The 21,561-nt window shown below is 68.5% G+C and carries 25 protein-coding genes; 7 read left to right on the plus strand and 18 right to left on the minus strand.

Going from position 1 to position 21,561, the window contains the following annotated elements; translation table 11 throughout:
• Positions 1–204: 204 nt before the first annotated feature.
• The gene (locus AOM45_RS49025) at positions 205–1,098 is read right to left on the minus strand and encodes a LysR family transcriptional regulator (RefSeq protein WP_030465894.1); all 894 of its coding nucleotides are present in this window, start codon (positions 1,096–1,098) and stop codon (positions 205–207) included.
• Between the two features lie 78 nt (positions 1,099–1,176).
• On the opposite strand from AOM45_RS49025, the gene AOM45_RS00555 reads away from it, so the two are divergent.
• Positions 1,177–2,016 carry an aldo/keto reductase gene (locus AOM45_RS00555; protein ID WP_030465893.1) on the plus strand — a complete coding sequence of 280 codons (840 nt, stop codon included), beginning with the start codon at positions 1,177–1,179 and terminating at the stop codon, positions 2,014–2,016.
• Positions 2,017–2,058: 42 nt separating this feature from the next.
• Positions 2,059–2,856, plus strand: coding sequence for a lysozyme (locus tag AOM45_RS00560; protein WP_051782854.1), 798 nt, complete (start codon positions 2,059–2,061; stop codon positions 2,854–2,856).
• Between the two features lie 75 nt (positions 2,857–2,931).
• Here AOM45_RS00560 and purL read toward each other — a convergent pair whose 3' ends face one another.
• The 4 genes from purL to AOM45_RS00580 all read right to left on the minus strand — a co-directional run bounded on the left by purL (position 2,932) and on the right by AOM45_RS00580 (position 6,917).
• Complete coding sequence (gene purL / locus AOM45_RS00565; protein WP_030465891.1) at positions 2,932–5,193, minus strand: phosphoribosylformylglycinamidine synthase subunit PurL; 2,262 nt, start codon at positions 5,191–5,193, stop codon at positions 2,932–2,934.
• Positions 5,190–5,861 (minus strand): phosphoribosylformylglycinamidine synthase subunit PurQ, encoded by a 672-nt coding sequence (gene purQ, locus AOM45_RS00570; RefSeq protein WP_030465890.1) that lies wholly within the window; start codon positions 5,859–5,861, stop codon positions 5,190–5,192. Before purQ ends, purL begins: the two co-directional genes overlap by 4 nt.
• A complete protein-coding gene (gene purS, locus AOM45_RS00575; RefSeq protein ID WP_030465889.1) occupies positions 5,858–6,097 on the minus strand; it encodes a phosphoribosylformylglycinamidine synthase subunit PurS in 240 nt (79 codons plus the stop codon). The genes purQ and purS overlap by 4 nt, the downstream gene beginning before the upstream one ends.
• Before the next feature lie 229 nt (positions 6,098–6,326).
• A complete protein-coding gene (locus AOM45_RS00580) occupies positions 6,327–6,917 on the minus strand; it encodes a hypothetical protein (protein ID WP_236703031.1) in 591 nt (196 codons plus the stop codon).
• 70 nt (positions 6,918–6,987) lie between these two features.
• Between AOM45_RS00580 and AOM45_RS00585 the strand changes: the two genes are divergently transcribed.
• Positions 6,988–7,968 (plus strand): NAD-dependent epimerase/dehydratase family protein, encoded by a 981-nt coding sequence (locus AOM45_RS00585; protein WP_030465887.1) that lies wholly within the window; start codon positions 6,988–6,990, stop codon positions 7,966–7,968.
• Here AOM45_RS00585 and AOM45_RS00590 read toward each other — a convergent pair.
• Positions 7,952–9,088 carry a trypsin-like serine peptidase gene (locus AOM45_RS00590; protein ID WP_030465886.1) on the minus strand — a complete coding sequence of 379 codons (1,137 nt, stop codon included), beginning with the start codon at positions 9,086–9,088 and terminating at the stop codon, positions 7,952–7,954. The genes AOM45_RS00585 and AOM45_RS00590 overlap by 17 nt on opposite strands.
• Positions 9,089–9,154: 66 nt before the next feature.
• Here AOM45_RS00590 and AOM45_RS00595 point away from each other — a divergent pair, with 66 nt between their 5' ends.
• Positions 9,155–9,778 (plus strand): MBL fold metallo-hydrolase, encoded by a 624-nt coding sequence (locus AOM45_RS00595; RefSeq protein WP_030465885.1) that lies wholly within the window; start codon positions 9,155–9,157, stop codon positions 9,776–9,778.
• Here AOM45_RS00595 and AOM45_RS00600 read toward each other — a convergent pair.
• Positions 9,741–10,391, minus strand: coding sequence for a polysaccharide deacetylase family protein (locus AOM45_RS00600; RefSeq protein ID WP_030465884.1), 651 nt, complete (start codon positions 10,389–10,391; stop codon positions 9,741–9,743). The two genes, AOM45_RS00595 and AOM45_RS00600, sit on opposite strands and share 38 nt — an antisense overlap.
• Before the next feature lie 50 nt (positions 10,392–10,441).
• Positions 10,442–11,317, minus strand: a complete 876-nt coding sequence (locus AOM45_RS00605; RefSeq protein WP_030465883.1) for a phosphoribosylaminoimidazolesuccinocarboxamide synthase — start codon at positions 11,315–11,317, stop codon at positions 10,442–10,444.
• Positions 11,318–11,407: 90 nt separating this feature from the next.
• On the opposite strand from AOM45_RS00605, the gene AOM45_RS50455 reads away from it, so the two are divergent.
• Positions 11,408–11,839: a hypothetical protein gene (locus AOM45_RS50455; protein WP_030465882.1), complete on the plus strand. Its 432-nt coding sequence runs from the start codon at positions 11,408–11,410 to the stop codon at positions 11,837–11,839.
• Here AOM45_RS50455 and AOM45_RS50460 read toward each other — a convergent pair.
• Genes AOM45_RS50460 through AOM45_RS00645 form a run of 7 tightly spaced genes read right to left on the minus strand, consistent with a single transcriptional unit; the run spans position 11,836 to position 17,234 of the window.
• Entirely contained in the window at positions 11,836–12,630 is a 795-nt protein-coding gene (locus tag AOM45_RS50460; RefSeq protein ID WP_030465881.1) for an MOSC domain-containing protein, read from the minus strand. The genes AOM45_RS50455 and AOM45_RS50460 overlap by 4 nt on opposite strands.
• On the minus strand, positions 12,627–14,045 hold the full coding sequence (gene purB / locus AOM45_RS00620) for an adenylosuccinate lyase (RefSeq protein WP_030465880.1): 1,419 nt from the start codon (positions 14,043–14,045) through the stop codon (positions 12,627–12,629). Before purB ends, AOM45_RS50460 begins: the two co-directional genes overlap by 4 nt.
• 26 nt (positions 14,046–14,071) lie before the next feature.
• On the minus strand, positions 14,072–14,827 hold the full coding sequence (locus tag AOM45_RS00625; protein WP_030465879.1) for a hypothetical protein: 756 nt from the start codon (positions 14,825–14,827) through the stop codon (positions 14,072–14,074).
• On the minus strand, positions 14,824–15,357 hold the full coding sequence (locus AOM45_RS00630; protein WP_030465878.1) for a SigE family RNA polymerase sigma factor: 534 nt from the start codon (positions 15,355–15,357) through the stop codon (positions 14,824–14,826). Before AOM45_RS00630 ends, AOM45_RS00625 begins: the two co-directional genes overlap by 4 nt.
• Before the next feature lie 57 nt (positions 15,358–15,414).
• Complete coding sequence (locus AOM45_RS00635) at positions 15,415–15,999, minus strand: TetR/AcrR family transcriptional regulator (RefSeq protein WP_030465877.1); 585 nt, start codon at positions 15,997–15,999, stop codon at positions 15,415–15,417.
• A gap of 27 nt (positions 16,000–16,026) precedes the next feature.
• Positions 16,027–16,695: a hypothetical protein gene (locus tag AOM45_RS00640; RefSeq protein WP_051782852.1), complete on the minus strand. Its 669-nt coding sequence runs from the start codon at positions 16,693–16,695 to the stop codon at positions 16,027–16,029.
• Between the two features lie 20 nt (positions 16,696–16,715).
• On the minus strand, positions 16,716–17,234 hold the full coding sequence (locus AOM45_RS00645; protein WP_030465875.1) for a SigE family RNA polymerase sigma factor: 519 nt from the start codon (positions 17,232–17,234) through the stop codon (positions 16,716–16,718).
• A gap of 183 nt (positions 17,235–17,417) precedes the next feature.
• On the opposite strand from AOM45_RS00645, the gene AOM45_RS00650 reads away from it, so the two are divergent.
• Positions 17,418–18,359: a threonine aldolase family protein gene (locus tag AOM45_RS00650; protein ID WP_051782877.1), complete on the plus strand. Its 942-nt coding sequence runs from the start codon at positions 17,418–17,420 to the stop codon at positions 18,357–18,359.
• Positions 18,359–18,955, plus strand: coding sequence for an HAD-IA family hydrolase (locus AOM45_RS00655; RefSeq protein ID WP_035909202.1), 597 nt, complete (start codon positions 18,359–18,361; stop codon positions 18,953–18,955). Before AOM45_RS00650 ends, AOM45_RS00655 begins: the two co-directional genes overlap by 1 nt.
• Here the strand turns inward: AOM45_RS00655 and AOM45_RS00660 are convergent.
• The 3 genes from AOM45_RS00660 to AOM45_RS00665 all read right to left on the minus strand — a co-directional run bounded on the left by AOM45_RS00660 (position 18,899) and on the right by AOM45_RS00665 (position 21,448).
• On the minus strand, positions 18,899–19,624 hold the full coding sequence (locus AOM45_RS00660; RefSeq protein WP_030465872.1) for a potassium channel family protein: 726 nt from the start codon (positions 19,622–19,624) through the stop codon (positions 18,899–18,901). The two genes, AOM45_RS00655 and AOM45_RS00660, sit on opposite strands and share 57 nt — an antisense overlap.
• A gap of 38 nt (positions 19,625–19,662) precedes the next feature.
• Complete coding sequence (locus AOM45_RS51640) at positions 19,663–19,812, minus strand: hypothetical protein (protein WP_030465871.1); 150 nt, start codon at positions 19,810–19,812, stop codon at positions 19,663–19,665.
• Between the two features lie 505 nt (positions 19,813–20,317).
• Entirely contained in the window at positions 20,318–21,448 is a 1,131-nt protein-coding gene (locus AOM45_RS00665; protein ID WP_030465870.1) for a pyridoxal phosphate-dependent aminotransferase, read from the minus strand.
• Positions 21,449–21,561 lie beyond the last annotated feature (113 nt).

Below are 21,561 nucleotides of genomic sequence, written 5' to 3' on the forward strand. Positions count from 1 at the left end.
CAGCTCGCCGGCGGGAAGTTCGAGGGCGGCATCTCGTTCCAGGAGGTCGCCTTCGCGGGCCAGGTGGAGCTGGGCACCCAGTTCTTCGGCGCCGCGGAGGTGGGCCGGTTCTTCCACCCGTCGAACGAGCCGCCCACCGACCAGTACGGCGAGATGAAGGTGCTGCCGAAGACCGAGTTCCGCAGGCCCGCGACGGGGTGGCAGCTAACCGGCAGCACGGAGGCGGCCGGACTTGGCCTCCCCGACCACGTCGAGCAGGACGCTCGCGGCGGCGCCGACGGTCTTCGCGGTGACGACGACGGTCTCGGCAACGGGCGCGTCCCCGCGAAGGCCGACGAAGTGCGCGCGGTCGGTCTTGAGGGCGAAGGACTGGGGGACGAGAGCGACCCCGAGACCGAACCAGACGAAGTCAAGAAGTGAGTGCACGTCGTTGACCTCGACCGCGACCCGCCGGTCGACCCCGGCGGCGGCGAGCACGCGGTCCGCCTCGTCGCGCGTGCCCCAGTCGGCGTTGAAGTCCACGAACGACTCGCCCGACAGCTCTTCCAGGGCGACGGACTCCCTTGCCGCGAAACGGCTTTCCGGCGCGCACGCGAGCACCAGCGGTTCACTGGCCAAAGTGGACACCCGCAGGTCGTCGGCGATCTTCGGCTGACGCGTGACGAAGGCGAGGTCGAGGCGTCCGGCGCGCACGTCCTCGACCAGCTCGGCGTTGCCGGACTGGCGCATCCGGATCTCCACGCCGGGGTGCAGCTCGTGGAAGCGCGCCAGCACCGCGGGCAGGTGCACGACGTGCAGGCACTGCAGGCTGCCGACGGACAACGTGCCGCGCAGCAGTCCCTGCACGGCCGCGACCGCGTCCCTGGCCGACTCGACGCTGCTCAGCGCCCTGCGCGCTTCCGGCAGCAGCGCCCGTCCTGCCTGGGTCAGCTCGACCTGGCGGGTGGTGCGCAGGAAGAGCGGTGCGCCGAGCTCGACCTCCAGCGCGCGGATCGACGCCGAGAGGCCCGACTGGGCGACGTGCATGCGCTTGGCGGCCCTGGTGAAGTGGCACTCTTCGGCGACCGCGAGGAAGTGCTCCAGTTGTCTGAGTTCCACGATTCATCACCCGCAGTGCTCAATGAGATCACTTCTCTGCGTTGGACAGCTTAATCGCCGCGGTCCACAGTGGTAGTCATGCAGAAGCGTCGTATCGGAGAAGTGGAAGTCAGTGCCATCGGCCTGGGCGGCATGCCCGTCTCCGTCCAGGGGAGGCCGGACCGCGCGCAGGCGATCGAGACCGTTCACGCAGCGCTCGACGCGGGCGTGACGTTCATCGACACCGCCGACGCCTACTCGCTCGACGACACCGACTTCGGTCACAACGAGGAGCTGATCGCCGAGGCGTTGAGGGGCCGTCCGGAAGAGGTGTTCGTGGCGACCAAGGGCGGTCACACGCGCGAGCCGGGCGGTGGCTGGGGCCTCGACGGGCGACCGGAGTACCTGCGGAAAGCCGTCGACGGGTCGTTGCGGCGGCTCGGGGTCGACCAGATCTTCCTGTACCAGTTCCACCGGCCGGACCCGAAGACGCCGATCGCCGAGTCGGTCGGCGCGCTGAAGGAGCTGCTGGACAACGGGAAGATCCGGTACGCGGGCGTCTCGAACTTCAACCCCGACGAGATCGTGCTGGCCAACGAGATCCTCGGCGGGCGGCTGGCGGCGGTGCAGAACCAGTTCTCGCCGGTGTTCCGGTCGAGTGAGCCCGAACTGGAGCTGTGCGACAAGCTCGGCATCGCGTTCCTGCCGTGGAGCCCGTTCGGCGGCATCGGCAAGGCGGGTGCGCTGAGCGGTCCGTTCAAGGAGGTCGGGGACGCGCACGGCGTCAGCCCGCACCAGGTGTGTCTCGCGTGGATGCTGGCGAAGTCCGAAGTGGTAGTCCCCATTCCGGGTGCTTCTCGCCCGGCCAGCATCCGGGATTCCGCCGCGGCCACCCACCTGGAGTTGACCAGGGAAGAGCTGACCCGCCTGGACGGGTGACGCCGGTGGCCGACTAGGACAAATGGTCGCACGATCTATTCCATGCGGACCTTGATCAGCATCGTGGCGATCGTCGTCGGCCTCACGCCGGCACCCGCGTCCGCGGCGCCCTTGCCCGAGGGCTCCGCGGACCACACTGCGGGTTCCCAGATCCTCAAGCACGAAGGCAGTCAGTTCTGGAAAACAGAGACAGCGCTGTCACCACCGACCGAGAACCAAGTGCCCGGCATGGACGTCAGCAGCCACCAGGGCGACGTCGACTGGCAGTCCTCTTGGGACAAAGGTGCCCGGTTCGCCTACGTCAAGGCGACCGAGGGCACGTCCTACCGCAACCCGAGGTTCACCCAGCAGTACAACGGTTCCTACTACATCGGCATGATCCGGGGCGCGTACCACTTCGCACTGCCGGACCGCTCCGACGGAGCCACGCAGGCGAACTTCTTCGTCGACAACGGCGGCGGGTGGTCCCCGGACGGCAAGACGCTGCCTCCCGCGATGGACATGGAGTACAACCCGTACGGCGAGACTTGCTACAACATGGACCAGGCGGCGATGACCGCGTGGGTGAAGTCGTTCAGCGACACGGTCTTCGCACGCACAAGACGGCACCCGACGATCTACACGTCCACGAGCTGGTGGAACAGGTGCGTCGGCGACTCGGTGAAATTCGGCGACAACAACCCGTTGTGGGTCGCGCACTACGCACACAAGCTCGGGCCGTTGCCGATGGGGTTCGACTTCCACACGATCTGGCAGTGGCAGGCGGCCGGCCTGTTCCCAGGCGACCAGAACCTGTTCAACGGCGAGTTCGCGCAACTACAACGCATAGCGTCGAGCTGACCCTGCTTCTGACGGCACGCGGGGCCCGTTCGTGCGCTCAGTGCGAACGAAAGCTCCCCGCGTGCACTTCGAACGTCAGTCGAAGAGCGCCGGGAGGGTGCCCTCCCAGGCCTCGCGGAGCTCGTCGAGCGGCAGCGAACCGAGGTCCTGGATCTCCAGGGCGTTCGACTCCGGGTCGACGACACCGACCTTGCGCCACGGCAGAGCACGCGCGGTGCACATGTCGGTGAAGCGCTGCTCCTCCGTGCGCGGCACGGCGACCAGCACGCGGCCGGCGGACTCGCTGAACAGCTCGGTGAACAGGTCGCCGTCGAGGAAGACCCGCGCACCCGTCTCGCCGATCAGGCACGTCTCGACCAGCGCCTGGGCCAGACCGCCCTCGGCGAGGTCGTGCGCGGCGGAGACCATGCCGTCACGGGAACCCGCGACGAGGACCTCGCCGAGCAGCTTCTCGCGCTGCAGGTCGGCCTTCGGCGGCAGACCGCCGAGGTGGCCGTGGACGACGTGCGCCCACTCCGACCCGCCGAACTCGGCCTTGGTCTCGCCGAGCAGCAGCAGCGTCTCGCCGGCCTCGGCACCGATCCCGGTGGGGATGCGGCGCCGCACGTCGTCGATCACGCCGAGCACGCCCACGACCGGCGTCGGCAGGATCGCCGTGGAGCCGGTCTGGTTGTAGAAGCTGACGTTGCCGCCGGTCACCGGGATGCCGAGCTCGACGCAGCCGTCCGCGAGACCCTTCACGGCCTGCTCGAACTGCCACATGACCGCGGGGTCCTCCGGCGAACCGAAGTTGAGGCAGTTCGTGACGGCGACCGGCGTGGCACCGGTGGCCGCGACGTTGCGGTAGGCCTCAGCCAGCGCGAGCCGTGCACCCTCGTACGGGTCGAGCTTGGTGTAACGGCCGTTGCAGTCCGTCGAGAGAGCGACACCGCGGTGCGTCTCCTCGTCGATCCGGATCATGCCGGAGTCGCTGGGCTGCGCCAGGACGGTGCCACCGCGCACGTACCGGTCGTACTGCTGCGTGACCCACCGCTTGGAGGCCAGGTTGGGGCTGGCCGCCTGGGACTTGATCAGCTCCAGCAGCTCGTCCTTCGCCGGCTTGGGCAGGCTGTCGGGCGTGTTCGCCTGCAGCTCGTCCTGGTCGGCCGGACGCTGGATCGGCCGGTTGTAGACAGGGCCCTCGTGGGCGACGGTCCGCGGCGGCACGTCGACGACGACCTCGTCGTGGTACGTGATCACCAGGCGGTCGCCGTCGGTCACCTCACCGATCTCGGTGGCGATGACGTCCCACTTCCGGCAGACCTCCATGAACGCCTCGACGTTCGCGGGCTCGACGACCGCGCACATGCGTTCCTGGGACTCGCTGGAGAGGATCTCCGCCGGCGTCATGCCCGTCGCCCGCAGCGGAACCCGCTCGAGCCAGACGTGCATGCCACCGTCACCGGCCGACGCCAGCTCGCTCGTCGCGCAGGACAGGCCCGCGCCGCCGAGGTCCTGGATGCCGACGACGATGCCCTTCTCGAAGAGCTCCAGGGAGCACTCGATCAGCACCTTCTCGGTGAACGGGTCGCCGACCTGCACGGACGGCAGCTTCTTGCGCTTGCCGGCGCTGTCGTCGAACGTCTCGCTCGCCAGCACGCTGACGCCACCGATGCCGTCGAGGCCGGTGCGCGCGCCGTAGAGGATGACCTTGTTGCCGGTGCCCGACGCGTGCGCGAGGTGCAGGTCCTCGACCCGCATCGCACCGACGCACAGGGCGTTGACCAGCGGGTTGCCCTGGTAGGTCTCGTCGAAGACGACCTCGCCGCCGATGTTCGGCAGACCCAGGCAGTTCCCGTAGCCGCCGACGCCCGCGACGATGCCGGGCAGCACGCGCTTGGTGTCCGGCGCGTCCGGCTTGCCGAAGCGCAGCGGGTCCATGACCGCGAGCGGCCGCGCACCCATGGCGAGGATGTCGCGCACGATGCCACCGACACCCGTGGCCGCGCCCTGGTAGGGCTCGACGTACGACGGGTGGTTGTGGCTCTCGGCCTTGAACGTGACCGCCCAGCCGTCACCGATGTCGACGACGCCGGCGTTCTCGCCGATGCCCGCGAGCATCTTCGACCGCATCTCGTCGGTCGTGGTCTCGCTGAAGTACTTCAGGTGCACCTTGGACGACTTGTAGGAGCAGTGCTCGCTCCACATGACCGAGTACATCGCCAGCTCGGCGTCGGTCGGACGGCGCCCGAGGATCTCCTTGATGCGCGCGTACTCGTCGTCCTTCAGGCCCAGCTCCTTGTAGGGCTGCTCCTGGTCGGGCGTGCTCTCCGCGTTCTTCACGGTGTCCACGGTCATGCCTTCACCACCGAGTCGAGCAGGGACAGGAACATCCCGAGGCCGTCGTCCGTCGGGCCGGTGAGCGCGTCGATGGCGTGCTCGGGGTGCGGCATGAGGCCGACGACGTTGCCCTTGGCGTTGGTGATGCCCGCGATGTTGTTGCGGCTGCCGTTGGGGTTCTCGCCGACGTACCGGAAGACGACCCTGCCTTCGCCCTCGAGGGTTTCGAGGGTCTGGGCGTCTGCCTGGTAGCCGCCCTCGCCGGACTTGAGCGGCACGAGGATCTCGGCACCCTGGTCGTAGCGGGTCGTCCACGCGGTCGAGTTGTTCTCGACCTTCAGCCACTGGTCGCGGCACACGAAGTGCAGCTTGTGGTTGCGGACCAGCGCGCCGGGCAGCAGGTGCGCCTCGGCGAGGATCTGGAAACCGTTGCAGATGCCGAGGACCGGCATCCCCTTGTTGGCGGCCTCGATCACTTCCTGCATGACCGGCGCGAACCGAGCGATGGCACCGCACCGCAGGTAGTCGCCGTACGAGAACCCACCGGGCACGACAACCGCGTCGACACCCTTCAGGTCGTGGTCACCGTGCCACAGCGGCACGGCCTCCCCGTCGGCGTACCTGACGGCCCGCTGCGCGTCGACGTCGTCGAGGGTGCCGGGGAAGGTGATGACACCGACCCTCATGCCTCGACCCTGCGCACGGTCCAGTCCTCGATCACGGGGTTGGCGAGGAAGGTCTCAGCGATCTTGGCGAGCGTGGCGTCGTCGACGTCGTCGGCGACCTCCAGCTCGAAGTGCTTGCCCTGGCGGACGGCGGTGATGCCGTCGAAACCGAGGCGCGGCAGCGCGTTCGCCACCGCCTGGCCTTGGGGGTCGAGAATTTCGGGCTTCGGCATGACGTCGACGACGACTCGGGCCACGACAGACTGCTCCCGGGTTTGAGGGGGCTGGCGGTACCCGGAGAGCCTACCTGACCTGGGTGTTCATCAACTCGACAGGTGTTCGGCGGCACATCTTCACCGGGTTTCACCATCGGGTGAACGAGCTTGCCCCGGTGGCGCCGTTTGGTAGAGTTGCGCTTGCCGAGGCCCCGTAGGCCGAGGAAGTGAGCACGGTGCCCGTCCGGACGGTCGGCCGCCGTGCTTTGCGCTATCTGGACCATTTGTCCACCGCAGTCTCCTTCGCGACCAGCGAGCGCACACTCCTTGACCAGTCGCCTCCCGCACCGTGGCACCACGCCACCACGTCCGGGATCCAGAGCAACTCGTCCTGCGTGCTCTCCAAGTGCTCATAGGTGATGTTCGAGTAACTTGGCCGCTTGCCCAGCGTCGTGCGGATCGTCTGGGCGTCGTGGAGATTGCGCTCCTCTCGACTGTCGAGCACCAGCCTCCTCGTGTTCAGGTCGACGAGATCGTTGATGAGTGCGATGAGGCATTCCTGACGCGCGACTTCCTCTCCGGCGGAGCAGTCGCAGGTGTAGATGTGCACGGCGGCGCCGATGGTCACCAGCCTGGACACGATCAGCTTGCGCCGGTCGGTCTTCTCCTTCTTGAAGTGAAGTTCTCGCTGGCCCGGGAACAGCAACCGGCGCAGCGCTTTCCGGGTACGGGCCAAGTCACCGGGATCGACCAGGACAGCGGCCAGCAGGTACGTGTTGTTTCGCCGCGACTCGTCGACGAAGGCGTGCAGACTCACGAAACGTTCATCGACCGGGGCCGAACGATACCGAAGGAGATCCATCCGATCGAGCCGTTACGCCGACAGCGGAGTCCGCTGGTACTTCCACCGGATCGGACGGATGCTGGAGATCATGAAGATCCTGGTGCTCGGTGGAACCGTGTTCCTCAGCAAGGCCATCACGGCGGAGGCCGTCCGCCGCGGCCACGACGTCGTGTGCGCCGCCCGCGGCGCCTCCGGTGGCGTGCCAGAAGGTGCCCGCCTGATCTCGGTCGACAGAAACAAACCCGGTGCGTTCGACCAGCTCGCCGGGGAGCAGTTCGACGCCGTCGTCGACGTCGCCAAGTACTCGGTGAACTGGGTTCGGGACGCGTTGGAGGCGTTCGGGGCCACCACTCCGCACTGGACGTTCGTGTCCAGCATCTCCGTCTACGCGGATCACGCGACGGGCAGCGACGAGCTCCTGCCGCCGCTCGAGGACGATCCGGCGCAGGAGTTCACGGCCGAGCGGTACGGCAGTGTCAAGGTCGCCAGTGAGAACGCCGTCCTCGAAGCCGTCAGGGGGCGCGAGTTCATCGTCAGGGCCGGGCTGATCACCGGGCCGGACGACCCCAGCGACAGGTTCGGGTACTGGCCCGCGCGGATGGCGCGGGGTGGCCGGGTGGCCGTGCCGGACAGTCCTGACCTCGGGTTCCAGCACATCGACGCGCGGGATCTGGCGCAGTGGATCGTGTTCGCGACCGAGGAGCGGATCACCGGCACGTACGACTCGACCGGGCCGGTCATGCCGTTCCAGATGGCCATCGGGGAGATCGCCGGGGCCACCGCGCCGCCCGGCACGCAGCTGGTTCCCGTGCCCGAGAGCGTGCTGAAGGAGCTGGAGATCAACCCGTGGGCCGGGCCGCGGTCGCTGCCGCTGTGGCTGCCGCAGGAGTGGGCCAAGATGGTCGGCCGCGACGTCAGCAACGCGCTGGCGAACGGGTTGCGCGTGAGGCCGCTGGCCGAGACCGCGCTCGACTCGTTGGAGTACGAGCGCGGCCTCGGGCTGGACCGGCCCCGCAAGGCCGGCCTCACCGAAGCGGAAGAGCAGGAAATCCTTACAGCAGTGAGCTGATCTGCGCGGCGACGAGGTCGATGCGCACGCCCTGGTTCGGGCAGCCGCCGAAGTGGTGGAGCCCGATCACCTTGTGCGTGCGCCTCGACAGCACCGGCGAACCGGACGAGCCGCCCTCGGTGTCGCACATGTAGCTGATGTCGGACTGCGACACGTTGCCGTTCACGCGCACCGCGCGCACGACGCAGTAGCCGCCGCCGTTGTTGTTGTCGCGCAACGACAACTTCTTCAGCTTCCCGGCCGGGTGGCCGACGATGTACATCTCTTCACCCACGGCCGGAACGCGCGCGTCCAGCTCGAGGTAGCCGAACGAGCTGATGGCCGCGAAGTTCTGCACGCTGAAGAGGGTGTAGTCGAGCCCGGCGTCCGTCTTCAGCACCTGGTCCACGAGCACCTTCGTGACGGCGGCCGAAGCCGTGCCGCCGCAGGTCGGGCACTGGTAGTTGAACCAGACCTCGATACCGGTCCTGCTCGTGAAGCAGTGGTTGTTGGTGAGCATGCGGTTGTTGGGGCCGACCCGCCACGCGGTGCACAGCGAACTGCCGTTGCGCAGCAGCTTCGCCACGGACGCGGTCTTGCCCCACTCGGTCGGGTTGCTGGACTGGTAGCAGACCGCGTCCTTGTAGTCGTTCGTGCCGCAGATGCTCTGCACGGAGGGCTGCGAGGACATCTCGGCTTCGGTGTAGCCGCGCGTGATCTTGTCGATCCGCACGCGCGACAGCGGGTTCTTCAGCGACACGACGGCCGTCGAGCCGGTGATCGACATGGCCCAGAAGCCGGTCGCGTCGGGAGTGGCGGTGAGGGAGGACTTCAGATCCCTCGTGTACGTGTACTTCTCGGTGCCGTCAGGGTTCGACACCGTGAGCACGTCGCCGGGCAGAATCCGCAGATCCGTGAAATGGATCTTGACGTAACCGGATCCCGGACGTTCGATCGTGGTGGAACGGTTGGTGCCACCCACTCGGACCGAGAGCGTTTCCTCGGTGCCGATTTCCTGCGACTGTGACGCTTCTTGGGGCGACACAGCCTGCGCAGGGGTAGAGGTGGTGGTAGCAGGGACAAAGGACGTCATCGGCAGGGCGAGCGCCAGTGCCGTGAGGAGTTGCAGGGTTTTCCTCATGCCCTTTGATACTTCCGACGTCCCCTGACCGTGTCAGCCCGCCAGAAGTCGGTAATGGAGGAATCCATGCGAGTTGTCCACTTCGGTCATGCCTGCGTGCTTCTCGACACCGGGACGACGCGCATCCTGATCGATCCCGGCACGTTCTCCAGCGGGTTCGAGGACGTGGAGAACCTGGACGCCGTGCTCATCACGCACCAGCACTACGACCATCTGGACGTCGAGCGGCTGCCCGCGCTGCTGAAGGCCAACCCCGGAGCGCAGCTGATCGTGGACGAGGGGTCGGCGCCCAGCGTCGAGAACCCGACAGTCGCCCAGCCGGGTGACGTCATCAAGGTCGGCGACACGACGGTCAAGGTCGTGGGCGGCAGGCACGCGATGATCCACGAGGACATCCCGATCGTGCCGAACACCGCCTACGTGGTCGGCGACGGCGCGTTCTACCACCCCGGCGACTCGCTGTTCGTGCCGGACGAGGACATCGACGTTCTCGGACTGCCCACGGGCGCGCCGTGGCTGCGGCTCGGCGAGGCGGTCGACTTCATGCGCGCGATCAAGCCGCGCGTGGCCGTGCCGATCCACGAGAAGCTGCTGTCGATGCCGGAGAACGCCTACCGGATCTTCGACATGCTCAAGCCGGAAGGCACCCAGGTCAGGCCGCTGACTCCTGCCGAGGAGACGGAAGTCTGACGTAGGTCGTCGGTGCGGCGCCGTGGGCGAGCGCGACGTCCACGGCGTCGAGCACGGCCTGCCGCGCACCAGGCCGGTGCAGGTCGCGCGCGTCCACGGTGATCCGGGTCAGGCCGCCGCGGCGCGCGGACCGTGCCGCGGCGTAGACCAGCGCCAACGACCGCAGCTCACCGAAGCTGCTGCGCTCGGTCAGCGCGTGGAGCCGGCCGAGCGTCGCGAGTCCGCTGCCCACCTCGCGAACGGCGTGGGCGTCGGCGCAGCGGCTGAACCGGTGCTTGGCCAGCGCGATCAACGTCCCGGGCGACGCCACGCACCGCCGAGGAGCGAACGTGTCGGCGTTGAGCCCGATGGCTTCCATCTGGACGCGCGCACCGGTGAGCAGCAGCCCCGCCTCGTAGGCGGGCAACCGCCGTTGGCCGAGACCGTGCAGCACGACGGCGTCGCCGAGCGAGGCGCGCTGCCGCACCCATTCCTGCGCCCTGCCGAGCTCGCGAGGGGTCACGAGCAGCGACAACGGCACCTGCCGCGGATCAAGGGCCGCGGCGAGTTCAGCGCATCGGTCGAGTGTCTGCGGACCGATGCCGGACAGTGAGACCACGAGCTGTGAGTGCACGTACTGAGTGCGCCACGCCGTGGTGACATCCGCGTGAAACCAGCACTAACTCACGCGAGCCAAACGGCGAAAGACCGGCCGGTCAGCCTCTCGTACGCGTCGACGTACCGCGCACGGGTGGCCTCGACGACCTCGGCGGGCAACGGAGGCGGCGGAACATCGCTCTTGCGGTCCCAGCCCGACTCGGCGGAGGTCAGCCAGTCGCGCACGAACTGCTTGTCGAACGACGGCTGCACGCGTCCGGGCTCGTAGCCCTCGGCCGGCCAGTACCGCGACGAGTCCGGCGTGAACACCTCGTCGGCCAGCACGAGCTCGCCGCCCTTGGAGAGCCCGAACTCGAACTTCGTGTCCGCCAGGATGAGGCCACGCGTCAACGCGTACGCGCGCGCCTCGCTGTACAGCTCGATCGTGCGGTCACGCAGCTTCGACGCCAGCTCGACGCCGTGCTTGGCCGCGATGACGTCGAACGACACGTTCTCGTCGTGCGCCCCGATCTCGGCCTTCGACGCGGGCGTGAAGATCGGCGGGTTCAGCTCGGACGCCTCGACCAGACCGGCGGGCAGTTCGATCCCGCACACCGCGCCTGTCGCCTGGTAGTCGGCCATGCCCGAGCCCGTGAGGTACCCGCGCGCCACGCACTCGACGTCGACCATGTCGAGCTTGCGCACCAGCAGCGCCCGGCCGCGGACCTCGGCGGGGATGCGCGGGTCGTCGTACGCGACCAGGTGGTTCGGGGTGAGCCGCTCGAACCAGAACACGCTCATCGCGGTGAGCACGCGGCCCTTGTCCGGGATCTCGCTGCTCAGGATGTGGTCGTACGCCGAGATGCGGTCGGACGCGACGAACAGCAGCAACTCGTCGTCGACGTCGTACAGATCGCGAACCTTGCCACGGGCGACGTGCTGGTAGTCAGCGAGCGTAGGCACGCTGGTCAGCCTACGTGCACGCGCACCGCGAAACCGATGCACACCCCTTCACCCCTACAGATCAAGCCCTCAGACCCTTAAGGTGCACCCGTGTTCACCCGAAAGGCGTTGTGGATCCCTGCTCTGGCCGGCGCGGCCCTGCTCATCGTGCTGGGCATCGCGGGGTGGAGCGGCGACTCCACGCCTGTTTCGTCCCCCTCGTCGGACAAGCAGAACACGAGCACGACCCAGTCGGTGAGCATCGTCCCGACGCCTGACGTCGCCGACATCACGGTGAAGACCACGTCCTCGACGGCGACCACCACCACGACGACGACCACGCAGCCGAAGCCACCGCCCGTGCAGGCACCGCCGCCCGCGCGGCCCACGACGACGACTCAACCCCCGCAGCAGGGCCTGTTCGTCAACGAAGGCGCGCGGTGCAACCCCGAGGGCGCGCAGGGCATCGGGTTCCTCGGCGAGCCGCTGGTCTGCCGCAAGGATTCGCAGCGGGGCGACCGTCTGCGCTGGCAGAGGGCCTAGCGACGCCACTCCAGCACGTCGATCTTATCGCCGACCGCGATCGTGCCGGTGCGCACGACCTGGGCCTTCATCCCGAACGTCACCCCGCCGTCGGGGTCGCGCCGGTAGGTGGCGAGCGACCGGATCGGCTCGGGGCCGGACTTCACGCCCGTCTCCTGGTCGACCATCGGCACCGCGCACCGCACGCAGTCCTTGGCGTAGGCCAGTTCCACGTCACCGATCACCGCGCGCCGCACCGCGTCCTCCGCGTGCGGCTCCGGCGAGCCGGACACGACCACGTTGGGGCGGAACCGGTTCATCGGCACGGGCTCGCCGCCGCGATCCAGGATGCGTTCGTTCAGACCGTCCAACGAGGACCGAGAGATCAGCAGCAGCGCGTTGCCGTCGGCGTACCCCACCAGGCCCGACGTCTCCCCGGTCGTCTCGCGACGCAGGTCCGGAGGCGTCCGCACGAGCCGAACCGACTTCTTCACCGCGTCGGAGAAGTACTCGGCGGCGGCGTCTCCCTGGTCGATCCCGAGGCCGTTCCACGTGTGGACGACGACCGGAATCCGCGGCCCGTCGAGCACGACGGGGAACGACTCCCCGCCCGCGACCAGCGAGGAGTCCACGAGCGACGGACGCAGCGCGGCCATCGCCGGCACCTTGCGCTGCGACAGGAACACGCCCTCGTCGTCGACCAGCATCATCATCCGGTCGTTCCGCAACCCCGTGAGGTCGACGGCCGACGACGTGACGGAGAACCCTCCACAGCCCTTGATCGGGTAGACGATCAGGTCGGCAACGATCACAGAATCGGCTCCGGCTCGTAGGCGGGGTACTTGTCGACGACCGCGGCGACCTGTTCCACGACCGACGCGACCTGCGCCGACGCCACGCCGGTGAACGACAGGCGGTCGGCCAGCAGCGCGTCGAGCGCGGCGCGGTCGAGCGGGAGGCGCAAGTCGGCGGCGAGACGGTCCAGCAGGTCGTTCTGCGCGAGGCCCTGCTCGCGCATCGCCAGCGCCACGGCCACCGCGTTCTCCTTGATGGCCTCGTGCGCGGTCTCGCGGCCGACACCCGCGCGCACGGCCGCCATCAGCACCTTCGTCGTGCCGAGGAACGGCAGGTAGCGGTCCAGCTCACGCGCGACCACGGCCGGGTACGCGCCGAACTCGTCCAGCACCGTCAGGAACGTCTCCAGCAGACCGTCGAACGCGAAGAACGCGTCCGGCAGCGCGACCCGGCGGACCACCGAGCAGGACACGTCGCCCTCGTTCCACTGGTCGCCCGCGAGCTCGCCGACCATCGACAGGTAGCCGCGCAGGATCACCGCGAAGCCGTTCACGCGCTCGCACGATCGGGTGTTCATCTTGTGCGGCATCGCGCTGGACCCGACCTGACCGGGCTTGAAGCCCTCGGTGACCAGCTCGTGGCCCGCCATGAGCCTGATCGTCTTCGCCACCGACGACGGCGCCGCAGCGAGCTGCACGAGCGTCGACACGACGTCGAAGTCGAGCGAGCGCGGGTACACCTGGCCGACGCTCGTGAGCACGCGCTCGAAGCCGAGGTGACCGGCGACCGTGCGCTCCAGCTCCTCGAGCTTCTCCGGCGTTCCGAGCAGGTCGAGCATGTCCTGGGCGGTACCGACCGGGCCCTTGATGCCGCGCAGCGGGTAGCGGGAGATCAGCTCGTCGAGACGGGAGAACGCGACCAGCAGCTCGTCGGCGCCCGTCGCGAACCGCTTGCCCAGCGTCGTGGCCTGCGCCGCCACGTTGTGCGAGCGTCCGGCCATGACCAGGTCGGAGTGCTCCGCCGCGAGCCGCGCGAGGCGTCCGAGGACCGCGGCGACCTTGGACCTGATCAGCTCCAGCGACCGCAGCACCTGCAGCTGCTCGACGTTCTCGGTGAGGTCGCGCGAGGTCATGCCCTTGTGGACCTGCTCGTGGCCCGCGAGCGCGTTGAACTCCTCGATGCGCGCCTTCACGTCGTGCCGCGTGACCCGTTCCCGCGCGGCGATCGACTCCAGGTCGACCTGCTCCAGCAAGCGCTCGTAGTCCGCGATCGCGGTGGCCGGCACGTCGATGCCCGCCGCCGCCTGGGCGCGCAGCACCGCGAGCCACAGCTGGCGCTCCAGCACGATCTTGTGCTCGGCCGACCAGAGCGTCGCGAGCGACGTGGAGGCGTAGCGACCTGCGAGGACGTTGGCGATGCGGGGCTTGGTCACGCCCCTCAGGCTAGTGCACCGCCGACTCACTCCCAGTGCACGTCCGGGTCCGTGACCAGCGTTGTGAGCACCTCCACAGGCACCGGCGCGGCCTGCCTCAGGCCCTGGCCGGTGGCGGGGTTGTAGTTGAAGCTGGAGATCTCCGCGAAGTAGCCGCTCGGGAACTTGCGCAGCACCACCGACCGCGCGAGCTCCTGACCCTCCATGATCTGGGCCTCGGTGACGGTCGTTCCGTCGCTCTGCGCGACGTCCCGGCACGTGGTCGCTCCCGCGCAGATCTGCTCGGCGACAGTCCTGTCCTTGGTGAGGATCACGCGGAGCGCGGTCGGCCCGATCTCGTCGGTGAAGTGCACGAAGCCGGACAGCTCCGGATCCCACGGCCTCTGCGGCGGGGTCGTCGGCGAGTTCGGGTTGTAGGCGTACGCGCCCCCGCGGAAGCTCGCGTAGACCTCCTTGAAGTTGGTCATCCTCAGCCCGAGCTTCTCCGTGAGCTTGTCGCCGATGCGCTGGCCCTTCTTCTCCGCCGACACACTCGGTGGAGCGGACGACGGCGGCGGCTGGCCGTTGGAGGCGAGCTGCCCGTCCTGGTCGCGCGGCAACAGCCCCGGCAGCGCGAGAGACGTCACGACGATCATCGCCGTAGCCACGCCCACAGCGACCAGCGCTCGGCGACGACTTTTTTTCTGCTCCACCCGCCGGATCAGCTTGTCCGGGTCGAAGTCGAGCGGCGGCTCGTCCCAGACGGCCAGCAGCATTCCCTCACGGATCTCCTGCTCACTCACGACGCGACCCTCCCCGAACTGTTGTCGAGCTTCTCCACGACGGTGCGCAGTGTCGCGAGACCGCGCGCCGTCTGACTCTTGACCGTCCCCTCGGTGCACCCCATGGCCACCGCCACCTCGGCGACCGACAGGTCTTCGAAATAACGCAGCACCAGCACCGCTCGTTGCCTCGGCGGCACCTGCAGCAACGCGGTGTGCACCAGCTCACGCGCCCACAGCTTCGCGCTGGTGGTGTCGGGATCCACGGTGGCGTCCGCGGCGTCCGGCAGCTCCCCGTCTCGCTGCTCGGCTCTGCGCCACGGCCTGCGCTTCTCGTCCAGCCAGGTGCGCAGCAGCACCTTGCGGGCGTAGGCGATCAGGTTGTCGAGGTCCTTGATGCGCTTCCAGGCCATGTACATCTTCATGAGGCTCGACTGCATCAGGTCCTCAGCCGTGTGCCAGTCGCCACAGAACAGGTAGGCAGTGCGTCGCAAAGACGCGGCATTGGCTGCCGCGAATTCGCGAAAGCCCTGCTCATCGGCCTTGCGCATGCGATCCCCTCTCGCGTCCTCAATCAGGGGAACGCATCAGGGGAACGCGGGGTTGCATCACGCCTGACGCAAAAGAGCCGAACGGAGCATCCTGGCCGCCACGCCGCGCGGGTCCGGCTTCAGCTCGATGAACGCGTTCACCATCGAACCGTCGACGAGCGCGATCAGCTCCTCGATCCGGTCCGCGGCGACGTCCCGGCCGGAGCGGGCGAAGATGTCGGCGATCAGCTCGTGCAGCTCGGTGGACAGCACGCGCATCAACGGCCGCAGGTACGGGCGGCGGCCGGTCGCCACGAGACGTTCGTAGCGCAGCAGCATCGTCTCGGTGTCGGTGACGTCCTGGCCGACCAGCAGGTCGAGAACCAGCTCGACGAGCACGTCGTCGTCGGAGAGCTGCCCCGAGATCGTCGTGAGGCGCTGCCGGCAGCTCGCCAGTTCGGCACGGCCGTGGAACTCGACGGCCGCGGTGATGAGCTCGTCCAGCGAGTCGAAGTAGTACGTGGTCGAGGCGAGCGGCAGACCTGCGCGTTCGGCGACCGCGCGGTGCCGGACCGCGTCGAACCCGCCCTCCACGAGCAGTTCGGACGCGGCCTCGACGAGCGCCTGTCGCCTGCGCTCGCCCTTGGGGGTTGCTGCCGTCATAGTCGCGCCAGGGTACTTGGCGGCTGATCAGAACCTGGGGGCCAGTGCGGCGGCGACCGGCCCGACCTTGCCTTTCAGCTCTCCGTCGCCCCGGGTGAAGACGTAGAGGTCCTGCCCCTTGGCCGTCTTCAGCTTCTCCGCGCCGGCGGGTGCCTCGAAGTACTGCGGCGTGACGATCGCGGTGATCGTCAGTCCGTCGATCTTGAACGCGGCCGAGCGGGAGTCGGGTGAGCACGTCACCGTCGGGGGGATCGCGTAACCCGGTGAGACCGAAAGCTCGCTGGCGAGGGCGTCTGCGAGCTCTCGGTCCACACCTGCGCAGCCCTGCACTGCGCTTTCACCGGTCGCAAGACCAGTGCTTCCCGGCGGCGTCGAGTCCCCCTGCGTGGACCCGTCGTTGCCAGGGAAGTTCTTGTGCTCCTCCACGGACATCGGCGATTGTGCCGTGTTGTCCTGCTGCTGCCCAGAATTCTCTTGGCTCACGTTGACGCCTTTTTCCGGGCCGAGCCAGGCGGTGCTCGCCACGACGCCGCCGAGGCCGAGCACCACGACCAGGGTAGTGCCGGCGGCGATCGAGTTGCGCCTGCGCAGCGTGGCGCGTCGCGAAGCAGTTCGGACGTCGCCCGCGTCGAAGGACGCGGGTGGTGCGTCGTGTGCCGCGTCCCGGAACAGGTCCGCGAGCTTCTGCTCGTCCATCTACGTCCTCCTCTCGCTGGTCACGACGCCGGTCGCAGGTCGTCGATGGCGTCTCCGAGAGCTTCCCGCAACGCGGTCAGCCCGCGGGCGGTCTGACTCTTCACAGTTCCTTCCGAGCACTTCAGGACCTCGGCCGTGGCCGTCACGTCGAGGCCCTCGAGGAACCTCAGCACGAGCACGGCCCGTTGCCGCGGCGGGACTCTGCGCAGGCCCTTCATCAACGCCTCGCGCGTCGCCACCGCGTCGCCGATCTCGCCGTCCTGGGTCGGCGACTCCGGCAGTTCGTCGGTGAACTTCTCGCGCCGCCACGGACGACGCGACTCGTCGATCACCGCGCGGACGAGCGTGCGCCGGACGTAGGCGTCGAGAGCCTGCTTGTCCCGGATCTTCCGCCACCTCCTGTGCACCGCCACGAACGCCGTCTGCGCGAAGTCGTCAGCGCGGTGCCAGTCGCCGCACAGCAGGTATGCCGTTCGGCGCACGGCCTCACGGCGAGCCACGAAGTACTCCGCGAACTCCTGCTCGTCGCGCTGATCCACGCGGACTGCTCTCCGCTCGTTCCTCGAGTTGCACTTACCGGACGGAATCTGAGGGACCAACGGTTGCACGAACCTCCGGAGAGAGCTACATCACCCCCGCGGTCGTTCACCGGATGTGATGTGATCGGAGCCGTGACCCCCATCGACCTGCGCTCGGACACCGTCACCCAGCCGGACGAGGAAATGCGCCGCGCGATGGCGGCGGCCGAGGTCGGCGACGACGTGCTGGACCACGACCCCACGATGGCGGCGTTGGAAGAGCGGGTCGCGGCCCTGCTCGGCGTCGAGGCCGCGCTGTGGGTGCCGTCGGGGTCCATGGGCAACCTGATCGCGTTGTTCCTGCACCTCTCCCGCGGTGACCGGTTCCTGGCGCCCCTGGGCGCGCACGTGCTGGACGCCGAGCTCGGGACCGCCGCGTGGCTGGCCGGCGGGATGCCGCACGGACTCCCGGTCCTCTCACCCGAGGCCGTGGTGGCCGCCGGTGGTGGCGAGTCTCCTTACTACGGCCTGCGCACGACGTTGTTGTGCCTGGAGAACACGCACAACGCGTCCGGCGGCACGGTGACGGAGCCCGACCAGCACGCGTTGCTGGTGTCGGCCGCCCGGTCCGTCGGGCTGGCGGTGCACCTGGACGGCGCCCGGCTGTGGAACGCGTCGGTGGCGCTGGGGGTGCCGCCCACCGCGCTGACCGTGGGCGCGGACACCGTGCAGGTGTGCCTGTCGAAGGGACTCGGGGCGCCGGTCGGGTCGGTCGTGGCGGGGTCCTCGTCGTTCGTGGTCGAGGCGCGCAGGGTGCGGAAGATGCTCGGCGGCGGTGTCCGGCAGGGCGGCGTGCTGGCGGCGGCCGGCCTGGTCGCGCTGGACCGGATCGACCGTCTGGCCGACGACCACGCCAACGCTTCCGCCCTGGCCGCCGGGCTGCGGACGCTCGGGTGGGAGGTCGCAGAGCCGGCGACGAACATCGTGATGGCGTCGGTCCCGGACGTGGAGAAGACCCTGGCCGTGCTGCGTGACGTGGGGGTGTTCGCGAGCCCGATGGCCGGCAAGGTCAGGTTCGTGACGCACGGCGACGTGGACTCGTCGGACATCACCGAACTGCTGCGCCGGCTGCGGGAGAACGCCTGATGCGCTGGATCGTGTTCGACTTCGGCGAGGTCATCAGCCAGCGGAACCCGGCGCTGCCTCTCATGGCCGCGAGGCTCGGGGTCTCGCTGGACGCGTTCGAGGCCGCGTACTGGGACCGCGACGCGTACGACCGCGGCGGATCGGACGCCGAGTACTGGTCGTTGATCGGGTCGGCGCTGGGGCTCTCGTTCGACTCCTCGGTGGTGCGCGAGATGACTGCTCTCGACAACGCCGGTTGGCTGGACGACCCGGTGATGGACACCGTTGCGTTGATCGAGGACCTGTCTTCGCTGGGCGTGCCGCTGGCGCTGCTGTCGAACGCGCCGGCGACGTTCGCGCGGCTGGCAGAGAAGGTCCCGTGGGCCAAGCACTTCCGGCACCTGGTGTTCTCCGGAGACCTGGGCCTGGCGAAACCGGACCTGGAGATCTGGCGGCACGTGGAGTCCGTGATCGGGTCGTCCGACGTGATCTTCTTCGACGACCGGACGTCCAATGTGGAGGGTGCTTTGGCTGCGGGCTGGGACGCGCGCCTGTGGACGTCAGCTGCTGCTGCGCGCCTTGAGCTCCGCACGGAGTTCGGCGATCTCGGCGCGTAGGCTCCGCAGCTCCTGAGCGGTCTCGAGCTCGGCCTCCTCGACGCCGCGCAGCTTCTCGACGAGCCAGCTGGCGATCGTGCCGGTGATGACACCGAGCAGCGCGATGCCGCCGACCATGAGCAACCCGGCGACCAGCCGCCCCTCGGCCGTGACGGGGAACCGGTCGCCGTACCCGACCGTCGACATGGTGGTCAGCGTCCACCACAAGGCGTCCCCGAACGTGGTGATGCTGGCGTTTTCCGCGTGCCTTTCCGCGTCCAGCACGGCAAGGCTCGCACAAAAGACGACGAGCGCCGTCACACCCGCCACGTAAATGCTGACCCGCTGCCTGATCTTGTGCTGGAACTTCTTGTTGAGCAACGTGATAACGGTGATCAACCGCAGCACTCTGAGCTGACGGACCATCGGAAGAACAACGGCCGCGAGGTCGAAAACGTGCGTTTTGAGAAACCTGATCTTGTCGTCGGCAAGCGTCAACCTGGTCACGTAGTCCACCGCGAACACGCCCCAGACCAGCCACAACACGATTTCCAACGTGAAGTGCATCGCCCCGTGGTCGTCGAACACCTGCCACGCGTAGGCGACGAGGAACAGCACGGCGAGCGCCGTCAACGGCCACTCGACCTTTCGCTCCCACCGCTCGAGGCGGGCCTCGTTGGCTAGCAACACCGCCCCATGGTGAGCGGTTCGTTCGGTTTAATCCAGGGTCATCGCCTGGATTTGATCGCACCGTAAGCCGCCGTGCCTGCGAGGAGTAGTCCTCCAATCACAGCGAGCCAGAAAAGGCCTTTGACGACAGCCCCGACGACGGCCAGCACGATCCAGATCGCCACCAGCCAACCGATGATCGCCCACATGGGTTCCTCCCCTTCTCCTCCTGTGAACGTGCGACGGGCGTGCTTTGTTGCTCTTCGGGCTCTCGGGGTTTTCGGGTTCGGGGCTTCTCCGGGACTTCGGGGCTTTGGGTCTCCGGGGGTCCGGGGGTCCGAGGCTCCGGGAGTCCGGGGCTCCGGGAGCCCGGGAGCCCGGGAGCCCGGGAGCCCGGGAGCCCGGGAGCCCGGGAGTCCGAGGCTCCGAGAGCCCAGGAGTCCGGGAGCCCGGGAGTCCGGGAGTCCGAGGCTCCGAGAGCCCAGGAGTCCGGGAGCCCGGGAGTCCGGGAATCCGAGGCTCCGAGAGCCCAGGAGTCCGGGAGCCCGGGAGTCCGGGAATCCGAGGCTCCGAGAGCCCAGGAGTCCGGGAGCCCGGGAGTCCGGGAATCCGAGGCTCCGAGAGCCCAGGAGTCCGGGAGCCCGGGAGTCCGGGAATCCGAGGCTCCGAGAGCCCGAGGCTCTGGGACTCCGAGACTCTGAAACTCCGGGACTCTCAGAGCCAGGCCTTCAGCCGTCGGAGGGCTTCCTCGATGTCCTGTGTGGCCCCGGCGAACGACATCCGCACGAAGTGGTGCCCGTCCACGGGGTCGAAGTCGATGCCGGGCACGATCGCCACCCCGGTGTCGTCCAGGAACCGCCGGCAGAACCCCATCGAGTCGTCCGTGAGGTGTCGGACGTCCGCGTAGACGTAGAACGCCCCGTCCGCCGGCGCCAACTTGTCGATCCCGAGGTTCGTCAAGCCTTCCAACAGCAGGTCGCGATTGGTCTTGTACCGCTTCAGATGCCCGGCCGTCTCCGCGTACGCGTCCGGGTGAAACGCCTCAACCGCGGCGTACTGCGCCAACGCAGGAGGGCAAAGCGTGAAGTTGCCCGTCAAACAATCCACGGCCCGCCGCAACCGCTCCGGCAACAACATCCACCCGAGCCGCCACCCGGTCATCGCGAACGCCTTGGAGAAGGAGTTCACGACGATCGCATCCCTGCTGAACTCCCAGGCACACCTGAGCGGCGCGCCGTAACTGATCCCGTGGTAGATCTCGTCGCTGACCAGCTGAACCCCGTTGTCCGCACACCACCGCGCAATGGGCGCGACGTCGGCAACGGTCCCAGTGGGATTGGCCGGACTGGCCACGATCACACCCTTGAGGCTCGGATCGAGCATCTCGACCGTGGGCTGGAACCGCGTCTCGGGCCCGCAGGGCAACTCGACAACCTCACACCCCAACGCCTTCAGGATGTTCCGGTAGGCCGGATATCCGGGCCGCGCCAAGGCAACCCGATCCCCGGCGTCGAACGCGGCCAAGAACGCCAACGTGAACGCCCCGGACGACCCCGTGGTGACCACAACATCGTCCGCGACCACATCAAGCCCGTACTGCCGTCGGTAGTGCCCGGCAATGGCACCCCGAAGCTCAGGAATCCCCAGCTGCTCGGTGTACCCCAACGCCTGCTCGCCAAGGGCCCGAACCGCCGCCTCCCGCACAGGCCGCGGCGCCGGACTCGAAGGCTGCCCAGCAGCCAGCGAAACCACGTCCCCGTGCGTCCGCTGCCGAAGCGCAGCAGCAGACAACACGTCCATGACGTGGAAGGGCGGGACGTCGGCGCGGGCAGCCACGGTCAGCATGCCGCCAGGCTAACTCCCCACCCCGCCGCCGGGGCGCGCCATCTCGCCCCAACCGCCTGTCCCGATCCACCCGTCGGGCCCGCCATTCCACCCGTCGGGCCCGCCATCTCCGC

The organism is Lentzea aerocolonigenes (genome assembly GCF_000974445.1).
In the GTDB taxonomy this organism is placed as follows: Bacteria; Actinomycetota; Actinomycetes; order Mycobacteriales; family Pseudonocardiaceae; genus Lentzea; species Lentzea aerocolonigenes.

Bases quoted from the DNA above. Each gene is read 5' to 3' on its own strand.
- AOM45_RS00555 (WP_030465893.1), top strand. From the start codon at position 1,177: ATGCAGAAGCGTCGTATCGGAGAAGTGGAAGTCAGTGCCATCGGCCTG.
- AOM45_RS00560 (WP_051782854.1), top strand. From the start codon at position 2,059: ATGCGGACCTTGATCAGCATCGTGGCGATCGTCGTCGGCCTCACGCCG.
- purL (WP_030465891.1), bottom strand. From the start codon at position 5,193: ATGACCGTGGACACCGTGAAGAACGCGGAGAGCACGCCCGACCAGGAG.
- purQ (WP_030465890.1), bottom strand. From the start codon at position 5,861: ATGAGGGTCGGTGTCATCACCTTCCCCGGCACCCTCGACGACGTCGAC.
- AOM45_RS00580 (WP_236703031.1), bottom strand. From the start codon at position 6,917: ATGGATCTCCTTCGGTATCGTTCGGCCCCGGTCGATGAACGTTTCGTG.
- AOM45_RS00585 (WP_030465887.1), top strand. From the start codon at position 6,988: ATGAAGATCCTGGTGCTCGGTGGAACCGTGTTCCTCAGCAAGGCCATC.
- AOM45_RS00590 (WP_030465886.1), bottom strand. From the start codon at position 9,088: ATGAGGAAAACCCTGCAACTCCTCACGGCACTGGCGCTCGCCCTGCCG.
- AOM45_RS00595 (WP_030465885.1), top strand. From the start codon at position 9,155: ATGCGAGTTGTCCACTTCGGTCATGCCTGCGTGCTTCTCGACACCGGG.
- AOM45_RS00630 (WP_030465878.1), bottom strand. From the start codon at position 15,357: ATGCGCAAGGCCGATGAGCAGGGCTTTCGCGAATTCGCGGCAGCCAAT.
- AOM45_RS00635 (WP_030465877.1), bottom strand. From the start codon at position 15,999: ATGACGGCAGCAACCCCCAAGGGCGAGCGCAGGCGACAGGCGCTCGTC.
- AOM45_RS00640 (WP_051782852.1), bottom strand. From the start codon at position 16,695: ATGGACGAGCAGAAGCTCGCGGACCTGTTCCGGGACGCGGCACACGAC.
- AOM45_RS00650 (WP_051782877.1), top strand. From the start codon at position 17,418: ATGCGCCGCGCGATGGCGGCGGCCGAGGTCGGCGACGACGTGCTGGAC.
- AOM45_RS00655 (WP_035909202.1), top strand. From the start codon at position 18,359: ATGCGCTGGATCGTGTTCGACTTCGGCGAGGTCATCAGCCAGCGGAAC.
- AOM45_RS51640 (WP_030465871.1), bottom strand. From the start codon at position 19,812: ATGTGGGCGATCATCGGTTGGCTGGTGGCGATCTGGATCGTGCTGGCC.
- AOM45_RS00665 (WP_030465870.1), bottom strand. From the start codon at position 21,448: ATGCTGACCGTGGCTGCCCGCGCCGACGTCCCGCCCTTCCACGTCATG.